Source organism: Amycolatopsis sp. NPDC059657 (genome assembly GCF_042734395.1).
Lineage (GTDB): Bacteria > Actinomycetota > Actinomycetes > Mycobacteriales > Pseudonocardiaceae > Amycolatopsis.
The window spans coordinates 22,555-44,639 of the sequence record NZ_JBHWEB010000069.1 but is presented as its reverse complement, the minus strand read 5'-3'; the positions used below and the strand labels follow the sequence as shown (position 1 = coordinate 44,639).

Genomic DNA, 22,085 nt, shown 5'->3' with positions numbered 1-22,085 from the left:
CAGTGGACGATCTTGCTGCACCATGGAGAAAATCCACGTTCACAAATCTGTCCTTTTATGGGGCACTTTCTGTGCTTTTCTTGTCAAGATCGAAACGGTTTTCATTACCGGAGGACGGCGGGCGGCAAGCTGCCTGAATGATATTCGCGTACGGTGCAGAAAGGTAGATGCTGAGGAAGGTTCAGCTGTCACTCGAGTGCGCGTGGGCATTGAGCGCGGCGACGCGAGCGTGCAAGTCGAGCGCGCGCGGATCTCGAAGATCGTTGAGTATGCCTGCTGCCGCTGTGTAGGATTCTCTGGCCTGGAGGGGCTTATCCATGGCGGAGAGTGTTTCCGCGTATGCAATCAGGGTCTCCGCTTCGGCCCGACGTTCACGGCTGTTGCAGCGAAGCTTCAACGCTGCGTCCAGATGCCCCAGGGCGACCCGGTGCCGACGGTCCCGCAGCAACAGCAATCCGTACTGATGATGCGCGAGACTGAGAGCAGGCGTAGCGTTCGACCGCTTGGCGTTCTCTAGTGCTGACAGTGCACACTGGTCCGCTGCGTCGTCGTCGCCGGCCGCTTGGTAGGCGTGGGCAAGCACCGCGCGCGTGAACGCCAGCCCGAAGTCGAAGTCCAATTTGGAGAACAGTTTCTCCGCCAGCTCGAAACGCGCCTGCGCCTCGTCGCGGCGCCCGGCGGAGAGGAGTGCCGCAGCGAAAGTGACCGAAACCCAGCCAATCAGGCGGTCGTCATTGCCCAACTCGGCGCGCAGCTCGAACGCCTCGCTCAGGCGCTCCAAGGCTTCTTCTGTTCGCCCGAGCTCATGCTGCACCCAGCCCAGACTGTGCAGCGACCAAGCGATTCCCTGCGGACTTCCGCAATTGCGTGCAGCGGCAAGACCTTCCGTGGCAGCGGTCAGCCACATGCCCCAGTTCTTGGTTACGTAGAAGTAGGGAAGAAACAGGGCCGGCAGCATCCATCCAGCATCGCGCCCTCGGCCACCGCGCGCGTGCCGGGCGACGTGGACGGCGGTCTTCACCTCGGTGTCGCACCAGGCGATGGCCCCGTCGTAGCCGCTCTCGGCGAAAGTTAATGGTTCGACTTCACTGTCAGGCTCAGGTGTGAATGCCGAGCCTGCCCAGCGCGGTGCGAGAGTATTGCCAGCGTGCCAGGCAGTGGCGGTGTACCACGCTAGTACACGATCGCGCGCGCGCTCCACTTCGGACAACGGCTCGTCGATGAAGGCGCGCTTGGAGGCATACGCGCGCACCAGGTGGTTCATGCGCAGGCGACCGTCGGCGTCCTCGTCGAGAAGGTGCGTCTGGCGTAGCGCCTCGAGCGTGGGGCGAGCGGCCTCGACTGTGAGGCCTGCGGCCGCGGCGGCGGACTCGGTGCTGATGAGGTGGGCGGGGCTGATGCCAAGAAGTCTGAATACCCGCTTGGCCAGGGCGGGCAGTGCCAGGTAGGAGAGATCCAGAACACTATGGATGTTCACCGCCGCGTCAGGCGAGGTGAACAGGTCCAATCGGCGCTCTTCGACCGCCAGATCGTCGGCCAATGTCGCCAAAGACCGGCGGTAGCGCTGTCGAACGTGCTCAGCCGCAATCAGGACTGCAGTCGGCAACAGCCCGCAGCGACGCACGACAGCTTTAGCGGCCACCGGTTCCGCGTTCACCAGCGCGTCACCGACGCGCTGCCGCAGCAAGGTGAGCGCCTCCTGAAGCGACAGCGGGGGAAGGTCGATCTGCAGGCCGCCGCTGCGCAGCAGGAGCGTCCGTTGATGTTCGCGACTCGTCGTCACCACGGTGCTCCCGGCCCCAGGGAGTAGATGCCGGACCTGCTCGTAGTCGGCGACGTTATCGAGGACTACAACGGCTGGCCGCTGCGCGAGCAGTGACCTGTAGAGCGCCGCGCGGTCGGACAGCGTGCCGCGCTTGGCGCTGTTGCCAGCGCCAAGCGCATGCAAGAACGCCTCCAGCACATCATTTGGGTCCGCGGCTATGCCTGGTGCTAGGCCTCGCAGGTCGGCGTACAAGCAGCCACCCGGGAAACGGTGCTCCACGCGAGCTGCCCATTGCAGCGCCAGCTCCGTTTTGCCGACCCAGAAGCCGCCTTCGATCACTACCGTGACGGCTACTCCGGGGCGGTTCTGCGTGATCAGCGCCTCGTCGAGCTGATGCAGATACTCGTCGCGGCCGACGAAACAGGCCGCGGCGGGAGGTAGCTGCATCGGCCTCGGTGGTGTGTGGCACGCAGCTTCTTGAGCCTGTGCGATCCGTTCCAGTTCCCCGCCGGCACCAAGTGCTTTGTCGATCTTCGTGACAACCGCTGGAAGCAGACGGCGGTGTCCGTGCAGCATCTTCGACAGGTAGCTCGGACTGTAGTTCGCTCCCGCGGCGACGTCCTCCAGTTTCATGCCCCTCGCCCGCGCTAGGCGGTGAACGGCTTCAGAGAAACTGTTGATCGACCTCATGGCTCACCGCGGATCCATCTCTTATTGCGCGGCGCAGGTGTGGGTGAACTCCGCATCACACCAGTTAGTCAGCACAACGTAGCCACCCGGGGGTAAGCTGTTGTCGACGATGATTTGGTACGGCTGGCGCTCGGATTCGAGATACGCCCGGCACAGCAGTACGCTGGCCCAGTCAAGTCCTATCCAGTAGGCGTACTTCCAATGCATCGACGGTGCAGGATCCCCGTCGCGTATGGGTTCGTAGCGATCGGGTTCCGAAGCACCAGCCCAGGTAACCCAGGTGCGGCGCTGCTCGGTGAGCTGCACGAAGTCGTAGGCATCCATCTTGATCACAATGGCCGACATGTGCGGGGTCCTTCCTGCGGCATTACGCGTGGCGACGTGACGGCGGCCTGGCCGACCACCACGTCGCCACCTCCTCCTGCCCGGGGGATGAACGCAGGAGGACACCCAAACTTGCGTTTCAGTTAATATAGTACCTCGAAGTCTAGATCAACATCGAGAGAAGTCAACTGGAACGCAAGTTTTATCCGAGGGGCAGGTCAGAGGGCGATCTGGACGAGGGGCACGGTGGCAATGGCGGCTTCACCAAGCGCAACGAGCGGGAGGATGCGCGTTCGGAATCGTCTCGAGTCCAGCGCGACTTGTTGTGATTGCCGGGCCAGCGACGGCGCGAACGCGACCAGGAGCACGACCACGTGCGCACTGATCCCCAACGCCGCCAGTGCGGGGCCGAAACGCCACCACAGCCCGACGTCAAGTATCGCTAAGCCAACCGCCATTGTGGCGCATGATGCCAACGTGACCTGGTGGCGGCCGTGCAGCACGCTGGGCGTGTTGAGGCCGGCGGCGGCGTCCGCGTGGTGGTCCGGTACCGACCACCACGCGGTGCGACCAGCGGACAACACCCCCAACGCGAAGAAGATCAAGCAGGTGGTGATGTCGAGGTCCGGCCGGACAGCCCAGTATGAGAGCAGGCACGGCGTGGTCGCTACGGCGGCGCCGTATGCGGCTGCGCCAGCGAACCCTCGGGCCTTCAGGTGTGCGGGCGGAACGTTGTAGAGTCCCTGCAGCGCCACAACCGTGAGGCCGGCAGTCAGACTCATCCAGTGACCGGTGGTCAAGGTGACCCAGGCTAGCAAGGCGATCCCGACTGCGGCCTCTGTGGCCGCCCAGAGAGCGACGTGCTCGCGACCGAGTTCGCGCACCGCAGCCGCCTGATAGCTCTTGTCCTCGTGTCTTTCGTCTGTCGGAACGTCGACCAGCGAGTTAAGGGCCAATCCCGAGGTGAAGAGCAGCCCGTTCGCCAGGGTGGCCGCCAAGATCGTGAGCGACGCGAGTTCGGCGACGCTGCTCACCGCGTACAACGATCCCCAGGTCGAATAGCATAAAGCATTAACAGGCAACGGCCACTCAAGGCGATGCGCGATGATGAGATTTCGGAAATACCGCAGCCCCGCGATCGTCAGCACGATGCTCCCTCGAGTACCCGAGCATGCCCTTGCCGCCTCGTTACGCCATAGATGATCTTTCGGGTGGCACCCCTTCCTTGAAACTTGCGTTCCAGTTAAGCTTCCTTTCGAAGGATGGCTACGCCGAAGTTGGAAGTCAACTGAAACGCAAGCGGTCACCCAAGCGAGGTCGCTCACTTGGCGTAGTCCGGGACTGATCAGGTCCGACCGAGTACGAGAGGAGTGAGTGCGTGACGACAGACGAGCACTCACCAGAAGCCGACCGCCAGAAGCAGCGGGCGCCGAGCTCGGTCTCCGAGAAGCTGAATTTCCTCATCGAGCGCAGGAAGAAAAACGGCGGCACCTACAAGAGCGTGCACCTGGCCAAGTTCGTGGAGGAGAAGACGAAAGGGTCGTGTACCCCGGCATACATCAGCAAGCTCAAAAACGGCAAAGGTGATCTCCAGATCAGCTGGGCGAAGCTGGAGGCGATCGCGCTGTTCTTCGAGGTGAGCGCGGACTTCTTCCGCGAAGACTACGACTGGTCCCCGGAACGCCTTGGTGCGCAGCTCGACCTGCTCGCGGCCCTCGGCAAAGGTGACGCACGGCTGCGGGCCGCGCGCGCCATCCTCGGCATGAAACAGGACGAGGTGACAGCGATGCTGCCCCAGCTCACAGCACTCGTCGACAAGATCAACAGTGGCAGCGCGGCTTCGACCCCACCTCCGCAGCGCCAAGGCGCCGAAGGCAGGCCGGCGACATTACTACCGCAGTTCCGCGCTGCAACCAGCGGAGATCCACAAGAACAAGGGGGGCCACTGTGAGCGTCTCGGACCTTATGCTCAGGCGCCGCTACAAGAAGATGGCACGCGCGCTGATCGACATCGACCCCACGCGAGACCCGATCGACAGTTTCGTGGCGGAGCTGTCGTCAACCCTTGACCGCGAAGTCAAGCTGCTGCCGACCCAGTTCGGCGTGACCCGAGCGTGTGGCGTGTTGATCAGCGACGACCCACGCAAGACCTACTACATCTGCTACCCCTCGGACGCCAAGCGTCTGCTCGCCGCACAGGTGGTCTTCCACGAAGGCGCACATGCCTTGCTCGGCCACGACGACGACTTCCGCGGCAACGAAGACTTCAGCAAGGTCGACTCCGCTGAGTTCGACGCGCTCCGCAAGCTCCTGCCCGACATCGATCCAGAAGCGATCCGCAGGCGTCTCGCCCGCACGGAATACGACGCACCACAAGAGACGGCGGCCGAAACCCTCGCGTCGTACATGACGGCCCAGATGTCCGGTCCGGGAGCCGCTCTCCGTCGCCACCGCGGCAGCGACAACGACGTGCTCAGCTCACTGTTCGACATCCCCCAGCCGCATTGAACCCATGATCGGCTACTACGTCTGCGGGCTCGCGATCGCAGTCGCCCTCATCCGGGTCATCGCCCGCCGCCGCCTGCCCAACGGCCCAGTGACCAATTACCTGATCGCACTGCTGCTGACCGGCGGAGCGGCGTCCGTCTTCATCTCGCCAGCGACGATCTCGGCCATGGCCACATCGAAGCTCGAGCCCTTTCCTCATTTCACGTACTTGATCGGCAGCCTGCTGTCGATTTCGGCCGCCTTCTGCGTCACGGCGATGCTTTCGTACGGCCTCAACGCAGATGAGGTCGCCTACCGACGCACCCGCAGGTACGCCATCCTGCTCGCTCTCTGCTCTGCGGCCATGGTGTCGCTGCTCCTGAGCCTCCGACCGGAACCCGCCGAAGACTTCCTGGCAACGTATGGATCAGACGGCCGAGTCGTGGCGTACCAGATCATTTACATCGGGTTCATCGCCCTCGCCGCCTGCGAGTTCATCGTGTTTATTACGGCCTATCTGCGCGACCGGGCCCCGCGCAGGCTGGTCAAGGTCGGGCTGCAACTCGAGATCGGCGGCGGGATCTGTGCGACGATCTGGTGTCTATGGACGCTCGCCCACAGCCTAGCGGGTGCCTTCGGCGGCATCACTTCGATCAAGTGGGATGCGGTCTCAGAGGTGATCAGCGCGGTCTGCCTGTCCTTGATGGCCTTAGGCGCGGCCTGCGCCTGGACGATGTGGACAACTCCCCTTCGCAGCCTCGCGGACAAACTGTGGGAATTCCATATGTGTCGGGTCCTGCGTCCACTGTGGCTACGACTCAGCATTGTCGGAACCCAATGGGCGCTGCCGATCCCGGGGCTGGGGCTCGTCCGGCGAGTTGTCGAAATACGCGACTTCCAATATCGCCTGCGGGGATACGTCCATCCGGACGTACAAGCGTGGGCAAGGGCGCGAGCCGAACTAGAAGGATTGTCCCAGGAGGACGCCGATGCGCTTGTCGAGGCCGTGGCGATCCAATCAGCCGTCGATGCCTTCGAAGCTGGCCACTTCTACGGGGCGTACCTAGTCGACACACCTTCAGGTGTGACCATCGACAGCGATGACGAAAACCTTCTGATGGCCGACGCCCGTTCCCTGGCGCGGGTCGACGAGATGATCCGCACCAGCCCCATTGTGCGCCAACTTTGCGCGCAGGTCGCCTCGGCCCGGGATTGACCGCCACCGAATGAGCGGATGCCTCCGGAGACCTGATTATCGCCACACTCGCTAAACCACCGCCGGTGCATCCGGCACCTGCACTGGTTCGAGTTGGCAAGGCGCGTGGAAGGGTTCGCCGCTGTCCGTGGCGCCCGTTAAAACCAGCGCCTTCCTGTCGGTGTTCTGACTCGGGCGTCTCTCCACCTCTCCGAGGCGCCCGCACCGCCCCCGGCCGCTCCTCTGGGCACCACGCTTCGCTGAGTCGAGTAGGGGGCTTCTTTCGGCTACTCGACCGAGTCGGCGTCGTAGGTCCGTGCCACCGCAAGGCCGATCTCGATGCCATGCTTTAGAACCGTGGTGTAGTCCAAGCCCAGCACCACGCAGATCTTCGCCAGCACAAAGGGAGACATCCTCACGTCGCCTGTCTCCACCTTGAAAAGGGTGTTGAGATTGAGACTGAAACCAGTGCGCCGCAGCACCTCCGGTCGGGACAGAAGCAACTTGTCCCGCTGTGTAGAGAGCAGCAACCCGATAGCCTGGGCGCACTCGGCCTCGCCGGCTTCTACTCGTGTCATCAGCTGTCATCCACCACGATCAGCGCTTCGGCTTCCGCCCGCCGGATCGTGTCTGCCGGACAAGTGCCCAAGGCGCGGCACATCCTCACGTCCATGTCGACAGTCGCCTGTCTGAGTCCCAGCTCCCAATTTCGGTAGGCATCTATAGTCGCCCCGCACTTCATTCGAATCACAACATCGTTCCGGCTCAAACGCTTTTCCAAGCGGACCCTCAGGAGCAGGTGTCCCATAGCCTCAGTGAATCGGGCTGTTGAGAGCATTTCGTATTTTTCGAGCTGCTCCTGCGTCAGCTCTGGAACGGGTTCATCTGCGGGAATATCAAGGATTGGTGCGCGCGGAGCCCTGTTCGTCTCGATCTGTTTGAGGTAGTCAACGGCTGCTGCAGATTCAGCCTTGGCGAGAACTGTCGCAGGGCTCAGATTCAACACCTGGCACGCGACAATAAACTTGTCCAATGGTGCGAGTACTTCAGCTCTTTCCCATCTGGCATATGCGCCGGGACTCAACTGGCCGCCGATGCGCAATGTAATATCGCGCCAAGACAAGTGCATCCCATGTCGCGCTTCTTTGAATTGCTGCCCGATTGAATTCAGTAGCAGTTGTCTGTCCAAGTTCTGAAAAAGCATGTCCACTACCCTGTTTCTTATTCTTGTGGTTTATAGCGTTGGTTCACCGGCGGTGATCGGCTTGCAAGATTTCCGTGATGTGCTCATGTACCAACGTCGGGTCGAGCTGCAAACCACCGGAGATCATGTGCATCCGGTAGAAGTCTCTGCCGGCCCTCCTCGATGGCAATCCCGATCTCCGCTGGCATCGACACTAGGCGCATTCGGCGTCAGCGGCGGTGGTTGGGTGGAGGGGGGTGGCAGGTCTGCCAGTGAGCGCCACCTCAACGCTTCAGAGAGCTTCTTTTCCAGCCCTGCAAGGCGTTGTATGGTTCGCGTGTACCTGCTGACCTGCGCTACGGTCGCGACATCTTCGGATGTGCAGGTGAAGTCGGTGATCGTCGCGTACAGCACGCCGCTGGCCTGGTCGAGAATCGAATAGACACCGGCGAAGCGGTCGTTTCTGCAACGTGCCTGTGCGGACTCGATAGATTTGATGGCCGCGTGCATCCACAGAACATCGACAAGGTCGTCGTTCACCGGGCCGTTCCGTTTCCTGCTGGCTTCCTGCTGCGGGGAGACGGGGTGACGTGGTCTGCCGGGTGTGACATTGACCAACCGGGGCGGCGCGGTTCAGGTGGCAGATCGCCTGGATCGCCGGACCTGCTTCGCACACCGGCCGTAGTCGTGCGGTGATCGTTGCGCGGTACCGAACGCCGCGTCGTTTTGTGGCTGGTTGGCCAGGTCGTGTGAGACATGTGGTGGTTCCATTTCGTGGTGAATGGCGGGGGTCCTGCGGGACTGTGTTGAACCTGCAGGTGGCCACACCCTGGGAGCCCGCCGAGGCCGCGCGCAGCGAAGGTCGCGTGACAATCCGCGCGGCTGGCGGGTTTCGTTGCTAGTACTGGTGGTCGGCTGCCGGAGCCGGTCGGAACTGGGCGCTTGCAAGGCGCGCCGCCTTCTCCAACGGTCCGGCGGCGCGCCCGGGTGTTGCTGGGCCGCTAGATCACGTCGCACGGCCGTAGTAGAGGTACTTCCGGTAGAACGGCGCTGCCTCGACGATGTCGGGGCCGGTGCCGCACTCAGCTGTGCCGCGGCTGGTGATCCCGACGAACTTCGGCACACCCCGGACGAGAACAACGCTGGGTCCGCCGGAGTCCCCCCTGCACAATCCGTCTGTGCCGTGCGGATTTCCCAGGCACGTCTCCGGCTTGGAGATGAAACCGGCGCTGCACTTCTCCGGCCGCAGCGCGGGGTGTTCGATCTGCTGCAGCGCACGGGGCAGCGTCGTGCCGTCGGGCGCGTCGATACCCCAGCCGTAGGTGACAACCCGGTCGCCGGGGTTCGCCGGTGCACTGGCGAGCTGGATGGTCTGCAGGTCCAGCTCGTGGTCGAGCGTGAGCACCGCGACGTCGTCCACCGGCTTGTCGGGCGCGCCCGCGCCCCACTGCCACCCCGGATGCACGTCGATCCGCACAACGCGTGCGGTCTCCCCGCCGGCCGCGCGGTCCTTGCTTGCTCGGACGAAGAAGGACTTCGCCTCGACGGGAATGTCCGCAGACTCGACGGTGAAACGGCTGATCAGCGCCATCCTGGCGGACGCGCTGGGCTGCGGTGGCATGTTCTGGACGCAGTGCGCGGCGGTGACCAGCTTGCCGCGGAAGAGCACCGTGCCGGTGCACGTGGTCTTGTTGGTGATGCCGTAGGCGGGCGCGTCGTAGTTGAGCGCGGCTACCCACGAGGTGTTGCCGGTGGCCTCATGGCCGCCGATGATGTACGGCTCAGCGCCCGCCGTCGCGGCGGCGGGCGCGGCCTGTCCGGCCAGTAGCAGTGCTGCCGCCGCGAGACCGCTGGCGATAGTACGTGTTCTCAAAGTCCTTCTCTCATCTCGATTTCTCATGTTGTGAACGACTTCGGGCATCGCGCCCGAAGAACAAGGGGGCGTCAGCGGTCGCCGTGACCCGGTGGCGTGGGCGCCTCTGCCAGTGAGGACCAGCCCAGAGCGGTCGACAGCTCCTTTTCCAGTTCCGCCAGGCGCTCTGTGGTGCGCGTGAAGCGACGGACCAGCGCGGTGGTGGTCACCTCGGCGCGTGCATGCAGGTCAAAGTCGAGGACCACCCCGTACAGGGCGCCCACCGCCTTGTCGAGAACCGAGCGCGCCCCCAGATAGCGGTCGCTCGCGCAGCGCCGCTGCGCGGCCTCGATGGCCTTGAGCGTCTCGTGCAGCCACAATTCACACTCCGAGGCGGTGGTGTCGGCGACGTCGGGAGCGCTGATCAACGCGGTGCGTGCGGAGTCGAGAAGCGTGTGCGTACGACGGAAAAACTGCATGTCAGAACCACCACGCCGCGCACGTGATCAACCGGGTGCAGGCAGAGGCGCGGATGGCATCGGTGTGGAGCTGGGCGACGGAGGAGCGCGCGTCTGCTTCGTGTGCCCGGCGCGTGAGGCCCTGGTGGGGATGAAGGTTGCTGATGGTCATGGAAAAGCCGGTTTCTGGGGGCTTGCGTCTACTGTGGACGCGAGGGTGGCATGGGCTGAGACTGCGCTCGACTGATCGGGGAAGAAGTCGGGTTGAAGCTGCAGCTGAAGTTGGCTGTACTCCGGCTGATCGGGATGGTCGAGTTGGAGAAAGTAACTCACGCGGTCCTCTGATATTCCAGTGCCGTTGTCGGTGTTCAGTAACCGTGGTGCGGATCCGCAACCGTTGCCGCTGAGTGTGTAACAAGCGAAGTCGGGCAGTTTCTACTCAGCGTTGGAGCTGTCGCGCTGGCTTGAGACGCATGCGAACCCGTGCGGCCACGCCGGTCGCGGAGGTTCTCGGCGGTGCCGCTGGTTCTCTCAGAATCCTGTGTCCATACGGTGAAACTCGGCGACGTATGTGTTCCCTTGCGATTCCTTGACCGCGGCGAGGCGCCACCCATGGTGCAGGGTCAGCCGCGCAAGGTCTGATGCCGAGGCGTACAGCAAGTCGGACCACGGCGTCGCGACATCCTGGTATCGAACCCGTGCGCGCTGCTGTCCCGGCCACAAACCCGCGCGCAGGTTGTTCGCCGCTAGTTGCTTGCCCCGCGGTGAATCGACATCAGGGACAGCGCCTTCGCCGATCAGTTTCGCGTCCCGGGCCGTGACCTGATGCAGCTGCCGGAGGGTAGCCCCAGCCTTGTCGGGGGACCGCAGCAGCAACAACCCCATACCTAGTAAGAGAACCGTGTCGAACCGCCGTGGGGCATAAATTGAGGCAACCTCATTCAGATCACCGCACGTCACGTCAGTCACACCGCGTAGCTTGGCCACTTCCACGGCCCCGGGCGAGATGTCCAAGCCGGCCACGGCGAGCCCGTCGTCTTGCAAGGGCACCGCGAACCGTCCCGCCCCGACGCTGAGGTCCAGCACATCGCCTTGGATACGTTCGTAGCCCCACCAAGTCTCGTCTGGCCAATCCAAAGGCCGCCGGAATAAGTCCTTGGTATCGACGATGCTGAGGTAGCCGTCGTAGAACTCGCGGACGTGCTTACCCTTCGCCCTGGTGGCTTCGGATGCGTTCGCGTCGCGCAGCAGTAGTCCCATGGCGTCGCCGATCCGTGGCCCCGTGTACTCCGTGTTCACCGCGTTCCCTTCCGCAGCCAGCGATACGTCTCCGTGGCCACCGCGACACCGGCGAGCGCGCTGAGCGCCCACAGAAGAAACAGCAGCCCATCAGCCTTCGGCGAGTGACCATCGGGCGAACCGGCCTGCTCGAACGCGCTCAGGTAGAAAGCCAGGAAGTACGACAGGATGGCCAGCAGCACGGCGACAGCAGCGCCGGCTCCGCATGAGAGCCACACCGCCGTTGCACGGCGGTCGGCATCGGGATCGTCCGGGGTCACCGGGTCGCCTCAGCGTCGGGAAGCCAGAAAAGCTTGCCGGTGTACGACGCGACGGTGAAACGACGTATTTCCATGTGCAGGAACACTTTCTACTGATATTGAATGGCGCCGGAGCTGTCTGGAATCGGCACCCGTGCCGCGGGTTTCCTCTGAACAGGGAAAGAAAGAGAGCCTTGCTGCAGGCGCCGTCGCAGCTCCCAGCGCCACCCACGAAGTCCGTCATCGGGCGAGGAGCTCACCTGGCGGCTCCGGCCACCTGCCAGCGTCGATGACATAGAAGGCCATCGCCCAGGCGCCGAGAACCCTGATACACGTGAGTGAACAGCCACCGGCCGATCAGCACGACACCACCTCAGGATGCCGCTGCGTGTCCCGCGCGGCTTTGTCCCTCGCGTAGACGACCATTTCCCGCGCGCGTCGCTCCGCGACCAGCGGAGCAAGTCCAACCTGGGAAAACAGCAAGAACAGGTGCAGGGCGGACATCGAGGTGCCGCCGCCCTCCAACTGCCCTAGCGTCCGAGCGTCCATCGTGAGGCCGGTCTTGGTGATCAACTGCTCCGGCGAAAGGTGGCTCGCGAGCCGTTCGTTGCGCAGGATCGAACCCAACGCTCGCGCGTGTGCCGCTTCGTCGTCGGTTGACCAGGTCATACGAGACATAGGTCGACTCCCTTTCGTTGTGGATGGCAGAGTTCAGGGCTCCGTCGTAGCCTGGGGTAGCCACATCGCGGAGGGGATCCGCCTGGCGCCACGTACTGGGTTCGCGTCGTCAAACCACTACGGGCGACGGCCTGTGGAACTATCGATCTTCGATCGGAACAGGCCGGAACGATGCGACGACCCACAGTTTCGGAACCTCAAGTCCAGGAAGGGCATCCAGTTTTCTCTCAGATTCCTCTTCGAGAGTGCCCGGATCGGGAAGGCCGATCATCTTTTCCAGCACTGACACCGCCTTGCCGTGGGTGCTGAAGAGGTGGTGTTTTGGATTGAATGGCCCATTGGTGTCATCCGACGGGTCGCAGAACGCCCGGTACCCCAAGGCACTAGAGTCGCCCTGGACCAGGATGACGTCTGAGATCTCGTCGGTGTGTACTCGGAGGTAGCCGATCCCGATCGGCTGTTCCTCGGGGCCTGCTATGTACCCCTTGTACCCCATGAGGGTCAGCTTCCGGATGAGCTCGGCGAAGTACTCCTCGGGTGAATTCACTGTACCCACGCCTTCTTTCCGCGAGGTTCCAGCCAAACGGGGATAGGGCACGTCGTCGATGGGCCGGATTGGATCGCCGAGTAACTCGAAGTCTCGGTGTTGTGTGTATCGGTGAGTCGTGGCAGGGCTGTCCGCAATACTATGCCGACCCATTGCGAGACCCCACAGTCGTCCTTGTATTCATGAGTTCCTACCAATCTGCGCGATTGAAAAAGTAGAATGATGTGGCTAGCTGCTACTCCAAACCCTGAGTGCGCTCTTGGCCGCGTTACTTTCGGCGAGCGAGGTCGAGTGCCGCGCTGTGGTGACGCCTAGCTTTAGCCGAGATGGGTGAGGTGTCCACAGTGGATATTGTCTAGATCGTGCCGTTGGCCAGCAGGTGAAAGAGCGTCCACTGGCCAGCCACAATGGCGCCTTGGGAGCCGTCCGGGCGCCGCATTTCCCAGCGGAGTTCGTTGCCGACATGCCTGGCGGCAACGTCGCCAGGCACGAAGTGCTTGTTGCGCAGTACTTTCGCCCGTGTCTCGGCGTCCGTTCGGGCGTTCTTGAACCCGTCGTCGTCCGCAGCGAACCACACTCCGCTGGAAGGGTTGCTCAGCGGGACGTAGTAGGCACGCATGAGCACCGACCGGGCGGGGAAGCTACGCGGGCTGCTCAGCATCAGCCGCCGCACCCCCCTTGGCGTCATACGCACGGAACAACCTCGCGAACTCACGCAGGGTGCCCTTTTTGGACCCGATCCGGCCCTCCTCCACGTCGTAGGCGAGCTGCAGCAGCATCCTGCGCAGGTCCGCGACTGTCTTCTCGCCTCCAGCGGGTTCAAGCCGGTAGCCCGGCCAGTAGGCGACGATCTCCTCGCCCGTCATGCCCTCGGCGGTGGTGGTGCGGGTAGCCGCCGCCATCCGCTGGATCTCCCGCACCGGATTCCACTCCTGGTCACCGACCGCCTGCAGGTTCGCGGCAACCAGAGCCACGATAAATTCCGCTAGCTGTCCGGCGTTCTCGAAGTCGACAGCCCAGCACGTGTTGCTGTCAGGCAGTCTTCGAGCTGGCGTGTACGTCTCCTGGACGTCGTCCCAGTCACGCCCGACCGAACGCAAAGCCTGCTTCACCGTCGCGCGGTCAATTGTCGTACTCATACCGGTTTCTCCGCTATTTCTAGGATTCACTTACTTCTTGTACTGGTTGCCGCGGGTCGGAGTGCTCACCAAGCGCGACGCGCCCACGCTCGGTGATGTGGACGTAGCGGTATCCCGGCCAACGGCGTTCGCTCAGCTCGACCAACCCGTGCCGCTGAAGCGCGAACACCGTCGGATTCTGCTGGTCGGTGCATGGCGCGCACCCGCCGCGCAGCACGCAGTCGGTCAGGACGGCGTGCTGGACGTCGCTGAGCCGGAGCGGCTGCCCGGCGTCAGTTCGTAGCATCGGTTACTCCCCTTCGCTCCTGCGTGCGTATGGCGGCCGGGGTCGAACCACGCCTTCGGATTGGTAATTGCCCGCGAATTTTCCGTCGGTTCGGACTGGAAACACCGGGGAACTGAGCGAGTCGCCGGCGCGCGTGAGTCCACGAGCCGGCCCCTCGGCGAGGCGCGTCAGCATCGTCTGGGGCGCGCTTCGGCGGCGATGGTTCGTTGGCGCACGCGCTAGCGCGCGACTTCGACCCATATGACGGCAGTTCCCGGCGAAGCGCGGATCTGCAGCCGTGCGTCGCAGCGTTCGGCAAGCAGTGACACGGCATCCAGAATCGCGTCGCACGTCTTGCGGTCGCCGAGATACTCGATCAGCCGGTCCTCGAGCTGCTCGAAGTTCTCCATTCATCCCCCACATGGTGTGCACGAACGCGCACACCAACGGCCGCATGTTCTGGGGCGGCCCCTCAGCGCGGTTGACGATGGGCGCCTGCTCGGACGCAGTAGTGCTTGGCGTAGCACAGGTGAACAGCGTGTCGCCTAGGTTTTGCTCCGGTTCCGCTCGTGCATGATGTGGAGGCCACGCCCAATCTGCATGAATTGGATTGGTCGCGATGATCCGCTCGGAGGCGCTCACGGCGTCACCGGCCCGACGGTCGGCCACCCGAGCACCTCGCGCAGCACATCGGCGACCGCACCTGGCTGCGCCTTGAGAGTCCACGGTGCGTGGCGGGTGACCGCATCACCGTGCTTCGGGTCGTGCTCGCGGCGGTAGCGCCAGGCCTGCGAGATGAACTCGCTCACCGTGAGCGTGTCCACGTACTCGATACCGTGCGAGGCGCCGCGCAGCTCACCCGTGATCACGGTGGCCGCCTCCGGGGCGTCCCCCACCTGGAAGGTGTAACCCCGCTCCTCGAGGAGCTCGATGAAGCCGACGTCCTCCGGCGTGATCCACGCCGGGTAGCCCCTCACAGCTCGTCCGGAGATTGGGCAACCGACGGCCATGCCTCGAGCACGGTCTTCAGTACGGTGCGCAGTGACCCGGCGGTGTCGAGCACGACAGTCGTTCCGGCGCTGTTCTCCTGCACCCGCCAGCCGCTCGACGCTGCCTGCCGGCAGAGCTCCACCTTTTCGCGGTAGGCCCCGAGCTGCCGGATGCCGTCGATGGTGTGCATGCCCGGCGTGTCGCGCACGCTGAACGAGAAGCCGCACGACTTGGCGCGTTTCACCGCGGCGAGCTCATCGCCGCACAGCCATCCTGGATACTCGGTCACGTCGACACCCGTCCCGATATCGACGTGACCGAGCTTGAAGCGACACGAGGCAAGGGCTGCGGGACGCACGTGCCTCGTGCCCACCGGCCGCTGCTTCCTTTACGGGGGGTTCGGGAAGTCGCGGTCGGGGCTTGGGGGGTCTTGGTCACGTTGCCTGCGTCGACCTCGCCGAAGATCTTCACCGGTGTGACCGAGCATGCTGATGCGACTGTTGGGGTATGACGTACAGACGCACGCGGCCTGAGCAGGCCCTGGGGTCGACAAAGTTCTGACCTAGGCCGGTCGATTTCTGATCTGCGCAGGTCGATCGACGTAGGCCACACGACCTCACTGGCAGTGCGAGATCGCTGTTCAGGGAACTGTCCGCGCGACTGCTTCTTGGTGGGTGTGTGGCTTCTTCTCCACAGAACGGTCGCGAGAACCGCTGCCGCGATACAGATGCACGCTGCGGCGACGGTGCCTGAGACTCCACCTTCCGCGGGCTCGTATCCCGCCCCCAATGCAAGGCCGCCGCTCGCCTCAAGCGCCGATAGCCCCATCGGTCGCCTCCCGTCTTTGGGTCGCACCTACTTGATGTCTGACCTGCGTCGACGGGGTGAACAGAGGCGCGCTTCACAGCCATTTTCGTAAAGGGCACCGTCCCCTGCGGGGACGCCCACCCCGTCGACTAGGCGACCCTAAACCCGTGCGCACGCACGGTTCAATCCTCCTTTTGGGTTTAATCCGTGCGCACGCACGGTTTATGGTGACGCTATGCTGCCGCGCATGGCTGTATCCACGCGCGCGAAGGCGAACCTCGGGCAGTTCATGCGCAACATCCGCGTCGAAGCTGGCTACTCGCCAGCCGAGATCGCCGAGCTCCTCAAAGTCACCGTCAGCACGTACAACCGTTACGAAGTTGGGGATGTGCTGCCGCCCTACGGTGCGGTGTTTGCGCTGCTCCAGATATGCGGAGCAGACGAGGTGAAGGAGCAAGCCGACGAGCTTTACGAGGACGCGAAGAACGAGCCCAAACCGATCCGTCTGCCTAGTGGTACGTCCCGCGCCGTTCGGAAGTTGATGACTGCGGAGCGCGACGCAGAGTGGATCAAGGCCATCGCCGGGCTACCCGTGCCTGGAATGCTCCAAACCGGCAGGTATGCCAGGGCGCTCGTTGAGGCGAACCGCAGGCTACGGGATCCGAAGGTGTCGCCAGACACAGTTGTCAGGCTGCGCCTCGAGAGGCAGAAGCGGCTTTCATCCGCCAAGCCGCTTAGGTACCACGTGATCCTCGACGAGGGAGTCATTCGTCGCGAGGTAGGCGGACCTGCGGTTATGCGTGAACAGCTTGAGCATATCTTGACGGTGGGCGGCCAAGACAACGTCACTGTCGAGGTGCTGCCGTTTGCGGCAGGAGCCTATGGACCAATGTCTGGACCGTTGACGCTGGTGGGCTTCCCTGAGAGTGACGAAGTCGGTGTCTACCTGGAGCACCCTGCGGGTGGCTCTTGGGTGGATGATGTGGGTGAAAGACGCTTCACAGCCACGTTCGAGGATGTATCGGACCTCGCGTTGGGGTGGCCCGACTCGGTGGATCTGATCAATGGACAGATAAGGGCACTGACGAATCGTGAGTGATGAATTGGTGTGGATTAAGAGCAGTCACTCGGGAGGAGCCGTCAACGACTGCGTTGAAGTCGCGTTCCCGCGTGACGGCGGAGCCCGTGTGAGGGACAGTAAGGATCCCGACGGCGGTGATTTCGAGTTGAGCGGTCCAGGTTGGCTGGGACTCCTTGCTGCTCTGGACGATTGTCGACACTAGGTGACCGAATTTCGCTCTAGCGGGCCTCAGTCCCTTAGGCGCCGGGGCCCGCTAACCCAGCTGTCTGGGTGCTGCATAGGGAGTCGTTGCTCAGCCCTGAATCATGACCATTCGTACCGCCAACTCCGGTTCGTTTGGCTGATCGTCTGCCAGCAGCCGGGTAGACACCTGTAGACGCCTCCGTGAGCGTACGGCAGCGTCGGGGCAGCCGGCCGCAAGTGCCAAACGTCAGCAACGCAGTCGATGTTGGGCCTTCGAGCCGCCGTTGAGAAGGAGCTATGGGCCTCCGGCCGACGCGATCTCCTCAATTTCGTCGTTACTCAGGTCCAACTGTCGAGCGAGGAGGTTGTCTCGGAGGTGAGCGGGACGGCTCGTTCCTGGAATGGGCATCACTGCTGGGGATGCGTGCAGCAGCCATGCGAGCGCAAGCTGTGCCGGTGTGACGCCTCGGGATTTGGCCAGCTGCGCAAGGCGGTTTTCGGCTTGGAGCAGGTGACCGGCAGCCAGTGGCGCATACGGGACGAAGGGGATTCCGTGCTGTGTGCAGTAGCGTAGGACGTCCTCATGCGTTCTGGCTCCGATGCTGTACTTGTTTTGCACGGCAGCGACGTTGACGTGTGCGCGAGCTTGCAGAATCTGCGGAACTGTGACCTTGGATAGGCCAATGTGCTGGATTTTGCCTTCTCGTTGCATGTCTGCCAGGACGCCGACTTGGTCTTCGAGTGGGACTGCCGGGTCGATGCGGTGGAGGTAGTAGAGCCCGATTCGTTCCAGTCGCAATCGGCGGAGGCTCATTTCCACGCATTGGTGTAGGTACTCGGGCCTTCCGAGGGGCGCCCACCTGTTGGGTCCTTGCCGGGTCATGCCGCCCTTGGTGGCGATCAGTAGGTCATCCGGATATGGGTGCAGTGCATGACGGATGATCGATTCCGCTGTGGACGGTCCATAGGCGTCGGCGGTGTCGACGTGCGTGATGCCCTTCTCAACCGCGACGCGAAGAACGTGGATGGCGTCGTCCCTGTGTTGCGGCGGGCCCCAGTGTCCGGGACCGGTGAGCTGCATGGAACCAAACCCCAGACGGTGGTTCCGATCTGCGCCGACGGGCAAAGCACGAACAGACACGGCTTGTGCGCCATCGCTCATGGTTGGCGAGCTTGCCGCGCAAGCGGAGTTGAGCAGGCTGCCCGGCTTTTCGTTGTGGCTGTTCACAGGGAATCCCAGAGGGTGTGCTGCTCGGCGGGTTGCGCGGGGTGGGGGTTTCCGTCCAGATCGAGTCCAGCGGTGCTCAAGAGAGTGCCGAGCTCCGTCTCTGTCGCTGGCCGCTCACGTAAGAAGGTCAGGAGCAGAGTCGCCGTGGCTACTGTGTCCCAGAGGGCGCGATGCGGTTGACCGCCGTGTGACGCTTCGGTGATGGTCTCGGTGAGTTCGAGGCGTTCGATCCACGCCTGCAGCCCGTGTCCCTTCTTGAGTTCGGGATGCCGGTGTTTGGCCAGTCGCAGCGTGTCAATGAGCCCGGCTGGGGCCGCGCTGGGCACTGTCTTGTGTAGGAGGCGCCAGTCGACGCGGACGTTGTGGCCTACCAGGCGCGCACCAGCGACCATGTTGATGATCGTCGGCGCGACTTCGTCGAGGGAGGGTGCCTGCTCGAGGACTGCATTGGTGATGCCAGGTGATGTCCAGGGGCCGCGCGTGATTTTCCGCTGAGGGTTGATCAAGGTGCTGTACGCGAGATCGAGGGCAGGGGCACCGTCGCGGATCGGAACGAGTGCGATCTCAAGGATCGCCTCCCCAGCGGGGTCTTGGGGTCCGCTGCCTTCGAGGTCGATGGCGACGAGGTCGGCGTCGGTCCAGGGGACTGTGTGGTCGGGCACGGTCGCTCCGTTCGGTCCTGGTGGGTTACTCGTCATCGAACCGCGTCGCGTGGGCGAGTTCATGGCGCACCGCCGCAATGCGCTGCTGATCCGCCTCATCGGGGGTGAACCCGAGGAGGGACCGGCCGTGATTGCCGGTGAAGTGCGGCAGTGTGGTGTCCCAGATCTGGAAACCGGTTTGGTGCTGGATGGGATAGCGCTGCTGCTCGCTGAGACCGCGCGTCCAGACGTGGCCTTCGTCGAACACGACAGGGGAGGAGTATCCGAGCTTGTCGAAAATGCTGTTGAGTTCGGCGTCGGTGGGTGGACGGTGGGCGTCGCGGCAGCGGTTCTGTTGGGCCAGCGGGCAGATGTCGCAGAGTTCGTTGACGCCCCAGTGGCCGTTGTAGTCGGCGACGTCGTGGACGGCGGCGACACCGCACGATGTCTTGCGGTACAGCGGTGTGCTGATGCCTGACGCTGTCCACGCGGCGACCACCTTCGCGTCGATTTCCGCGGGCATGGCCTTGCGGCGGGCGACGTCGTCGAGATCGTAGGGCAGTTCAACACCGAGTGAGCGGATGAACTCCGCGTTCTCGGGTTTGTGGTAGTAGCCGGTGAATACGATGCCGTCCGCGTCCCGCCCGGCTTCGAGAACGCGGGCCATGGTGTCGGGCTGGTCGTTCCAGCCGGGCACGATCGGCCGCCAGTAGAGCAGCACCTTCGTCCGGCGCCCAGGCGTGCGTGCCGCGGTTTGCAACGAGGTGACGGTGATCGAGCTCTTGGCGATCGGCTCGATCCGGGTGTCCTCGATGCCGGAGTAGGTGAACAGTAGCGTTACTCGCAGGTTCGTGAGCGCCTCCAGTTGAGCCATGTCGTCCTCGGTGACTCGGAAGCGGGTGATCAGCAGGACGAGGTTGGTCAGGCCACGGCCGTCGAGATCCTGCAACGCGCCGAACAGCTCGGGCTTGACCGCGGGCAGGAAGGGGTCGGTGGCCTTGTTGAAGATCTGGATCGGGGTCACGTGCGGTTCGAAGCCAGCGTGGTCGACCAGGGCCTGCACGGCGGTGGCCGTGGTCTCGATCAGCTTGGGGATCTTCTGCTCGAAGTTGCCCCAGAAATGGCGCACACAGTAGGCGCAGTCCAGCGGACAGCCGATGACGTGGTTGAGCGAGAGGCCGCTCTTGCGGTAGCCCACGTACTGCGCCATGTAGGGGTCGAGACTGGCGATCTGATCCGGCGGCATCATGGTGAGCCGTCCGGCGCCGCGGGTGATGGCGGTGTCAAGGCTGACCGGCGTGCGGGTCATGGGATCGGTACCTCCGAGCTGTCGGCGAGCGTGGGTGGATGGAGGAGATCGGTGGCGCGGTGGCCGCCGAACCAGATGTGGAAGTCGCGTGCGGCCGCGGCGATGTCGTCGGAGCTGTGGACGAGGTTGTCGACGAGACGGTGTTCTCGGCGGGCGGCGGTCAGGCTGTCGTCGCCGAGGTCCGCGCGGATGGTCCCGGGCTGCGCGGTGCTGGGATCGAAGTCGCCAAGCAGGGCGCGCACGCGAGTCGCGGTGTCGATGCCGGTGTCCGGGTTGTAGCCGAGGGCGACGACGACCTCGTGGCCGCAGTAGCGGTGGCGCAAGCAGGCGGCGACGTCGACATCGAGGCGGTGGCGGTACACGAACAGGTCCCAGTAGTGGATGAAGATCTGCCAGTCGGCCACAGTGACACGTTCGACCGCGACGAGGGTGACCTCGGCGCCGATACGGCGCAGCACTGCCTCGACGAGGTCACGTTCGAGGCAGTCAGGCTTGAGCAGCACGACCGTCCATCGCGACCAGTCAACCTGCCCCGTCACATGTCCCCCTGGACGAGCTCGGTCGCCAGCGAGACGCGCGTGGGCCACTTGTGGTGCAGCAGCCATCGGTGCGCGGGATCGAGAAAATCGAGCAGTTCCTCGTCGACAGCGCGCTGCGGCTCGTGGACGATGTGCCGGTACACCTCGAGCACGCCGACGAGTTGCTGCCAGTACTCGGGCAGGCCGGTCCCCGCGAGGGAGTCTCGGGTGTGGCGGAGACGGTTGGCACGCAGCTGCACCTCCTCGGCGCACACCAAGTCGACCATGTCGCGGGTGGTGGCGATCGGCATCCGCTGCGCGGGATGCAGCAGCAGTGAGGGATGTGCCGCTGCTTCGGTGACGACGGCTTGTGCCTTGGCGAGGTGCTGGTCGCCGATGTGCATCGACCCGACGTGATGTGCGTAGGTTCCAATTTCGAGCCCGAGCAGGCGGGCCGCCAGTTCGTGGATGAAGGTGAAGGAGAACACGTCGGACACCAACCCCTGGAAGGCGTCGTTGGCTCGCATGTAGCACACGCTGTGCAGCCGGTCGTCGCGCCGGAACAGCTGAAAGGCGATCGTGCAGGACACATCGGGATGGGTGCCGTCCCCGACTTCGTGCGCTCCGAAGATCGGCATGACGGCCCGTTTGGTGTCCGCGTCCTCGCGGATCAGATTCAGGGTCGCGTCGAACGCGGACAGCCCACCCGCTCCCGTCGTGCGGAACATCCGCGTGCCGTACGCGGCGCCGGCGATCGTGATCCCGTCAACCGAGTACGAGCTCATGCGCGGCGCGTAGTACCGCATCATCGCGACATCGTCCCGACCACTGAGGAACCACAGAACTTCCGCGACGTTGAAGACGATATTTGCCTTGCGTGCGGCGAACTGTGGGACTCGCGCCGCCGGGTCGTCCAGTTGAAAGGAGACGTTCAAACGTTCAGGCCCGGCGTTTCCGCGCGTGCAGATACGGGCGGGTGCTTGAGTGAGATCCGCGAGGACTGCGGCGTAGGCCTGGTGGAAGCCGGGAAACGAGGACGGGGTCAACGAGGTGGGGGCCGGTGATGCGCTCGGGGGCATGGCGGCTCCTTCAACAGGCTGGTGCCAGCGCCGGTCGCGCTGGTGATCGCTACTGACCGTGCCGGTCTCGAGGTACCTACGGGAAGGTTCGCGTGCGCGGGAGGTGATCGGTGGTGATCGGTGGTGGC

28 protein-coding genes are annotated in these 22,085 nt (G+C 63.8%); 6 read left to right on the top strand and 22 right to left on the bottom strand.

The features are described from left to right. Positions 1 to 181: 181 nt before the first annotated feature. The 3 genes from ACFV15_RS30980 to ACFV15_RS30970 form a co-directional block, all read right to left on the bottom strand. Positions 182 to 2,455, bottom strand: a complete 2,274-nt coding sequence (locus tag ACFV15_RS30980) for a helix-turn-helix domain-containing protein (protein WP_378354688.1) — start codon at positions 2,453 to 2,455, stop codon at positions 182 to 184. A gap of 21 nt (positions 2,456 to 2,476) precedes the next feature. Further along, positions 2,477 to 2,800 carry a hypothetical protein gene (locus ACFV15_RS30975; RefSeq protein ID WP_378354687.1) on the bottom strand — a complete coding sequence of 108 codons (324 nt, stop codon included), beginning with the start codon at positions 2,798 to 2,800 and terminating at the stop codon, positions 2,477 to 2,479. Positions 2,801 to 2,997: 197 nt separating this feature from the next. Further along, on the bottom strand, positions 2,998 to 3,927 hold the full coding sequence (locus ACFV15_RS30970) for a UbiA family prenyltransferase (protein WP_378354686.1): 930 nt from the start codon (positions 3,925 to 3,927) through the stop codon (positions 2,998 to 3,000). A 230-nt stretch (positions 3,928 to 4,157) separates the two neighbouring features. On the opposite strand from ACFV15_RS30970, the gene ACFV15_RS30965 reads away from it, so the two are divergent. Genes ACFV15_RS30965 through ACFV15_RS30955 form a run of 3 tightly spaced genes read left to right on the top strand, consistent with a single transcriptional unit; the run spans position 4,158 to position 6,482 of the window. Continuing rightward, positions 4,158 to 4,730, top strand: coding sequence for a hypothetical protein (locus ACFV15_RS30965; protein WP_378354685.1), 573 nt, complete (start codon positions 4,158 to 4,160; stop codon positions 4,728 to 4,730). Then, positions 4,727 to 5,287: a hypothetical protein gene (locus ACFV15_RS30960; protein WP_378354684.1), complete on the top strand. Its 561-nt coding sequence runs from the start codon at positions 4,727 to 4,729 to the stop codon at positions 5,285 to 5,287. The genes ACFV15_RS30965 and ACFV15_RS30960 overlap by 4 nt, the downstream gene beginning before the upstream one ends. Positions 5,288 to 5,291: 4 nt before the next feature. Further along, positions 5,292 to 6,482 (top strand): MAB_1171c family putative transporter, encoded by a 1,191-nt coding sequence (locus ACFV15_RS30955; protein WP_378354683.1) that lies wholly within the window; start codon positions 5,292 to 5,294, stop codon positions 6,480 to 6,482. A 266-nt stretch (positions 6,483 to 6,748) separates the two neighbouring features. On the opposite strand, the gene ACFV15_RS30950 is transcribed toward ACFV15_RS30955, so the two are convergent. Both ACFV15_RS30950 and ACFV15_RS30945 read right to left on the bottom strand, forming a co-directional pair. Further along, complete coding sequence (locus ACFV15_RS30950) at positions 6,749 to 7,039, bottom strand: hypothetical protein (protein WP_378354681.1); 291 nt, start codon at positions 7,037 to 7,039, stop codon at positions 6,749 to 6,751. After that, positions 7,039 to 7,665: a helix-turn-helix domain-containing protein gene (locus ACFV15_RS30945; RefSeq protein ID WP_378354679.1), complete on the bottom strand. Its 627-nt coding sequence runs from the start codon at positions 7,663 to 7,665 to the stop codon at positions 7,039 to 7,041. The genes ACFV15_RS30950 and ACFV15_RS30945 overlap by 1 nt, the downstream gene beginning before the upstream one ends. Between ACFV15_RS30945 and ACFV15_RS30940 the strand changes: the two genes are divergently transcribed. Then, entirely contained in the window at positions 7,664 to 8,086 is a 423-nt protein-coding gene (locus ACFV15_RS30940; protein WP_378354677.1) for a hypothetical protein, read from the top strand. The genes ACFV15_RS30945 and ACFV15_RS30940 overlap by 2 nt on opposite strands. 564 nt (positions 8,087 to 8,650) lie before the next feature. Here ACFV15_RS30940 and ACFV15_RS30935 read toward each other — a convergent pair. The 12 genes from ACFV15_RS30935 to ACFV15_RS30880 form a co-directional block, all read right to left on the bottom strand. Further along, complete coding sequence (locus tag ACFV15_RS30935; RefSeq protein ID WP_378354675.1) at positions 8,651 to 9,517, bottom strand: S1 family peptidase; 867 nt, start codon at positions 9,515 to 9,517, stop codon at positions 8,651 to 8,653. A gap of 71 nt (positions 9,518 to 9,588) precedes the next feature. Continuing rightward, positions 9,589 to 9,975: a hypothetical protein gene (locus tag ACFV15_RS30930; RefSeq protein ID WP_378354673.1), complete on the bottom strand. Its 387-nt coding sequence runs from the start codon at positions 9,973 to 9,975 to the stop codon at positions 9,589 to 9,591. A 510-nt stretch (positions 9,976 to 10,485) separates the two neighbouring features. After that, positions 10,486 to 11,253, bottom strand: a complete 768-nt coding sequence (locus tag ACFV15_RS30925; RefSeq protein WP_378354671.1) for a class I SAM-dependent methyltransferase — start codon at positions 11,251 to 11,253, stop codon at positions 10,486 to 10,488. Next, positions 11,250 to 11,513 carry a hypothetical protein gene (locus ACFV15_RS30920; protein WP_378354669.1) on the bottom strand — a complete coding sequence of 88 codons (264 nt, stop codon included), beginning with the start codon at positions 11,511 to 11,513 and terminating at the stop codon, positions 11,250 to 11,252. Before ACFV15_RS30920 ends, ACFV15_RS30925 begins: the two co-directional genes overlap by 4 nt. A 336-nt stretch (positions 11,514 to 11,849) precedes the next feature. Continuing rightward, positions 11,850 to 12,170, bottom strand: a complete 321-nt coding sequence (locus ACFV15_RS30915; protein ID WP_378354667.1) for a hypothetical protein — start codon at positions 12,168 to 12,170, stop codon at positions 11,850 to 11,852. Between the two features lie 139 nt (positions 12,171 to 12,309). After that, positions 12,310 to 12,717 (bottom strand): hypothetical protein, encoded by a 408-nt coding sequence (locus tag ACFV15_RS30910; RefSeq protein WP_378354665.1) that lies wholly within the window; start codon positions 12,715 to 12,717, stop codon positions 12,310 to 12,312. A 355-nt stretch (positions 12,718 to 13,072) separates the two neighbouring features. Then, positions 13,073 to 13,378, bottom strand: coding sequence for a hypothetical protein (locus ACFV15_RS30905; protein ID WP_378354664.1), 306 nt, complete (start codon positions 13,376 to 13,378; stop codon positions 13,073 to 13,075). Next, positions 13,359 to 13,856: a hypothetical protein gene (locus ACFV15_RS30900; protein ID WP_378354663.1), complete on the bottom strand. Its 498-nt coding sequence runs from the start codon at positions 13,854 to 13,856 to the stop codon at positions 13,359 to 13,361. The genes ACFV15_RS30905 and ACFV15_RS30900 overlap by 20 nt, the downstream gene beginning before the upstream one ends. A gap of 19 nt (positions 13,857 to 13,875) precedes the next feature. Further along, complete coding sequence (locus ACFV15_RS30895; RefSeq protein ID WP_378354661.1) at positions 13,876 to 14,142, bottom strand: hypothetical protein; 267 nt, start codon at positions 14,140 to 14,142, stop codon at positions 13,876 to 13,878. A 218-nt stretch (positions 14,143 to 14,360) separates the two neighbouring features. Then, the gene (locus tag ACFV15_RS30890) at positions 14,361 to 14,531 is read right to left on the bottom strand and encodes a hypothetical protein (protein ID WP_378354660.1); all 171 of its coding nucleotides are present in this window, start codon (positions 14,529 to 14,531) and stop codon (positions 14,361 to 14,363) included. Between the two features lie 228 nt (positions 14,532 to 14,759). Continuing rightward, positions 14,760 to 15,098, bottom strand: coding sequence for a hypothetical protein (locus ACFV15_RS30885; RefSeq protein WP_378354658.1), 339 nt, complete (start codon positions 15,096 to 15,098; stop codon positions 14,760 to 14,762). Beyond that, entirely contained in the window at positions 15,095 to 15,400 is a 306-nt protein-coding gene (locus ACFV15_RS30880; protein WP_378354657.1) for a hypothetical protein, read from the bottom strand. The genes ACFV15_RS30885 and ACFV15_RS30880 overlap by 4 nt, the downstream gene beginning before the upstream one ends. 765 nt (positions 15,401 to 16,165) lie before the next feature. Between ACFV15_RS30880 and ACFV15_RS30875 the strand changes: the two genes are divergently transcribed. Continuing rightward, a complete protein-coding gene (locus ACFV15_RS30875) occupies positions 16,166 to 17,017 on the top strand; it encodes a helix-turn-helix domain-containing protein (RefSeq protein WP_378354655.1) in 852 nt (283 codons plus the stop codon). Continuing rightward, positions 17,007 to 17,201, top strand: a complete 195-nt coding sequence (locus tag ACFV15_RS30870; protein WP_378354708.1) for a DUF397 domain-containing protein — start codon at positions 17,007 to 17,009, stop codon at positions 17,199 to 17,201. The genes ACFV15_RS30875 and ACFV15_RS30870 overlap by 11 nt, the downstream gene beginning before the upstream one ends. 276 nt (positions 17,202 to 17,477) lie before the next feature. On the opposite strand, the gene ACFV15_RS30865 is transcribed toward ACFV15_RS30870, so the two are convergent. From ACFV15_RS30865 to ACFV15_RS30845, 5 genes are read right to left on the bottom strand one after another with little or no spacing between them, the layout of a single operon-like run. Beyond that, positions 17,478 to 18,410 (bottom strand): aldo/keto reductase, encoded by a 933-nt coding sequence (locus tag ACFV15_RS30865; protein ID WP_378354653.1) that lies wholly within the window; start codon positions 18,408 to 18,410, stop codon positions 17,478 to 17,480. Further along, positions 18,407 to 19,072 (bottom strand): PolC-type DNA polymerase III, encoded by a 666-nt coding sequence (locus tag ACFV15_RS30860; RefSeq protein ID WP_378354652.1) that lies wholly within the window; start codon positions 19,070 to 19,072, stop codon positions 18,407 to 18,409. Before ACFV15_RS30860 ends, ACFV15_RS30865 begins: the two co-directional genes overlap by 4 nt. A gap of 25 nt (positions 19,073 to 19,097) precedes the next feature. Beyond that, positions 19,098 to 20,360 carry a hypothetical protein gene (locus tag ACFV15_RS30855; protein ID WP_378354650.1) on the bottom strand — a complete coding sequence of 421 codons (1,263 nt, stop codon included), beginning with the start codon at positions 20,358 to 20,360 and terminating at the stop codon, positions 19,098 to 19,100. Further along, positions 20,357 to 20,899, bottom strand: coding sequence for a nucleoside-diphosphate kinase (locus ACFV15_RS30850; RefSeq protein WP_378354649.1), 543 nt, complete (start codon positions 20,897 to 20,899; stop codon positions 20,357 to 20,359). The genes ACFV15_RS30855 and ACFV15_RS30850 overlap by 4 nt, the downstream gene beginning before the upstream one ends. Then, a complete protein-coding gene (locus ACFV15_RS30845) occupies positions 20,896 to 21,957 on the bottom strand; it encodes a thymidylate synthase (RefSeq protein ID WP_378354647.1) in 1,062 nt (353 codons plus the stop codon). Before ACFV15_RS30845 ends, ACFV15_RS30850 begins: the two co-directional genes overlap by 4 nt. Positions 21,958 to 22,085 lie beyond the last annotated feature (128 nt).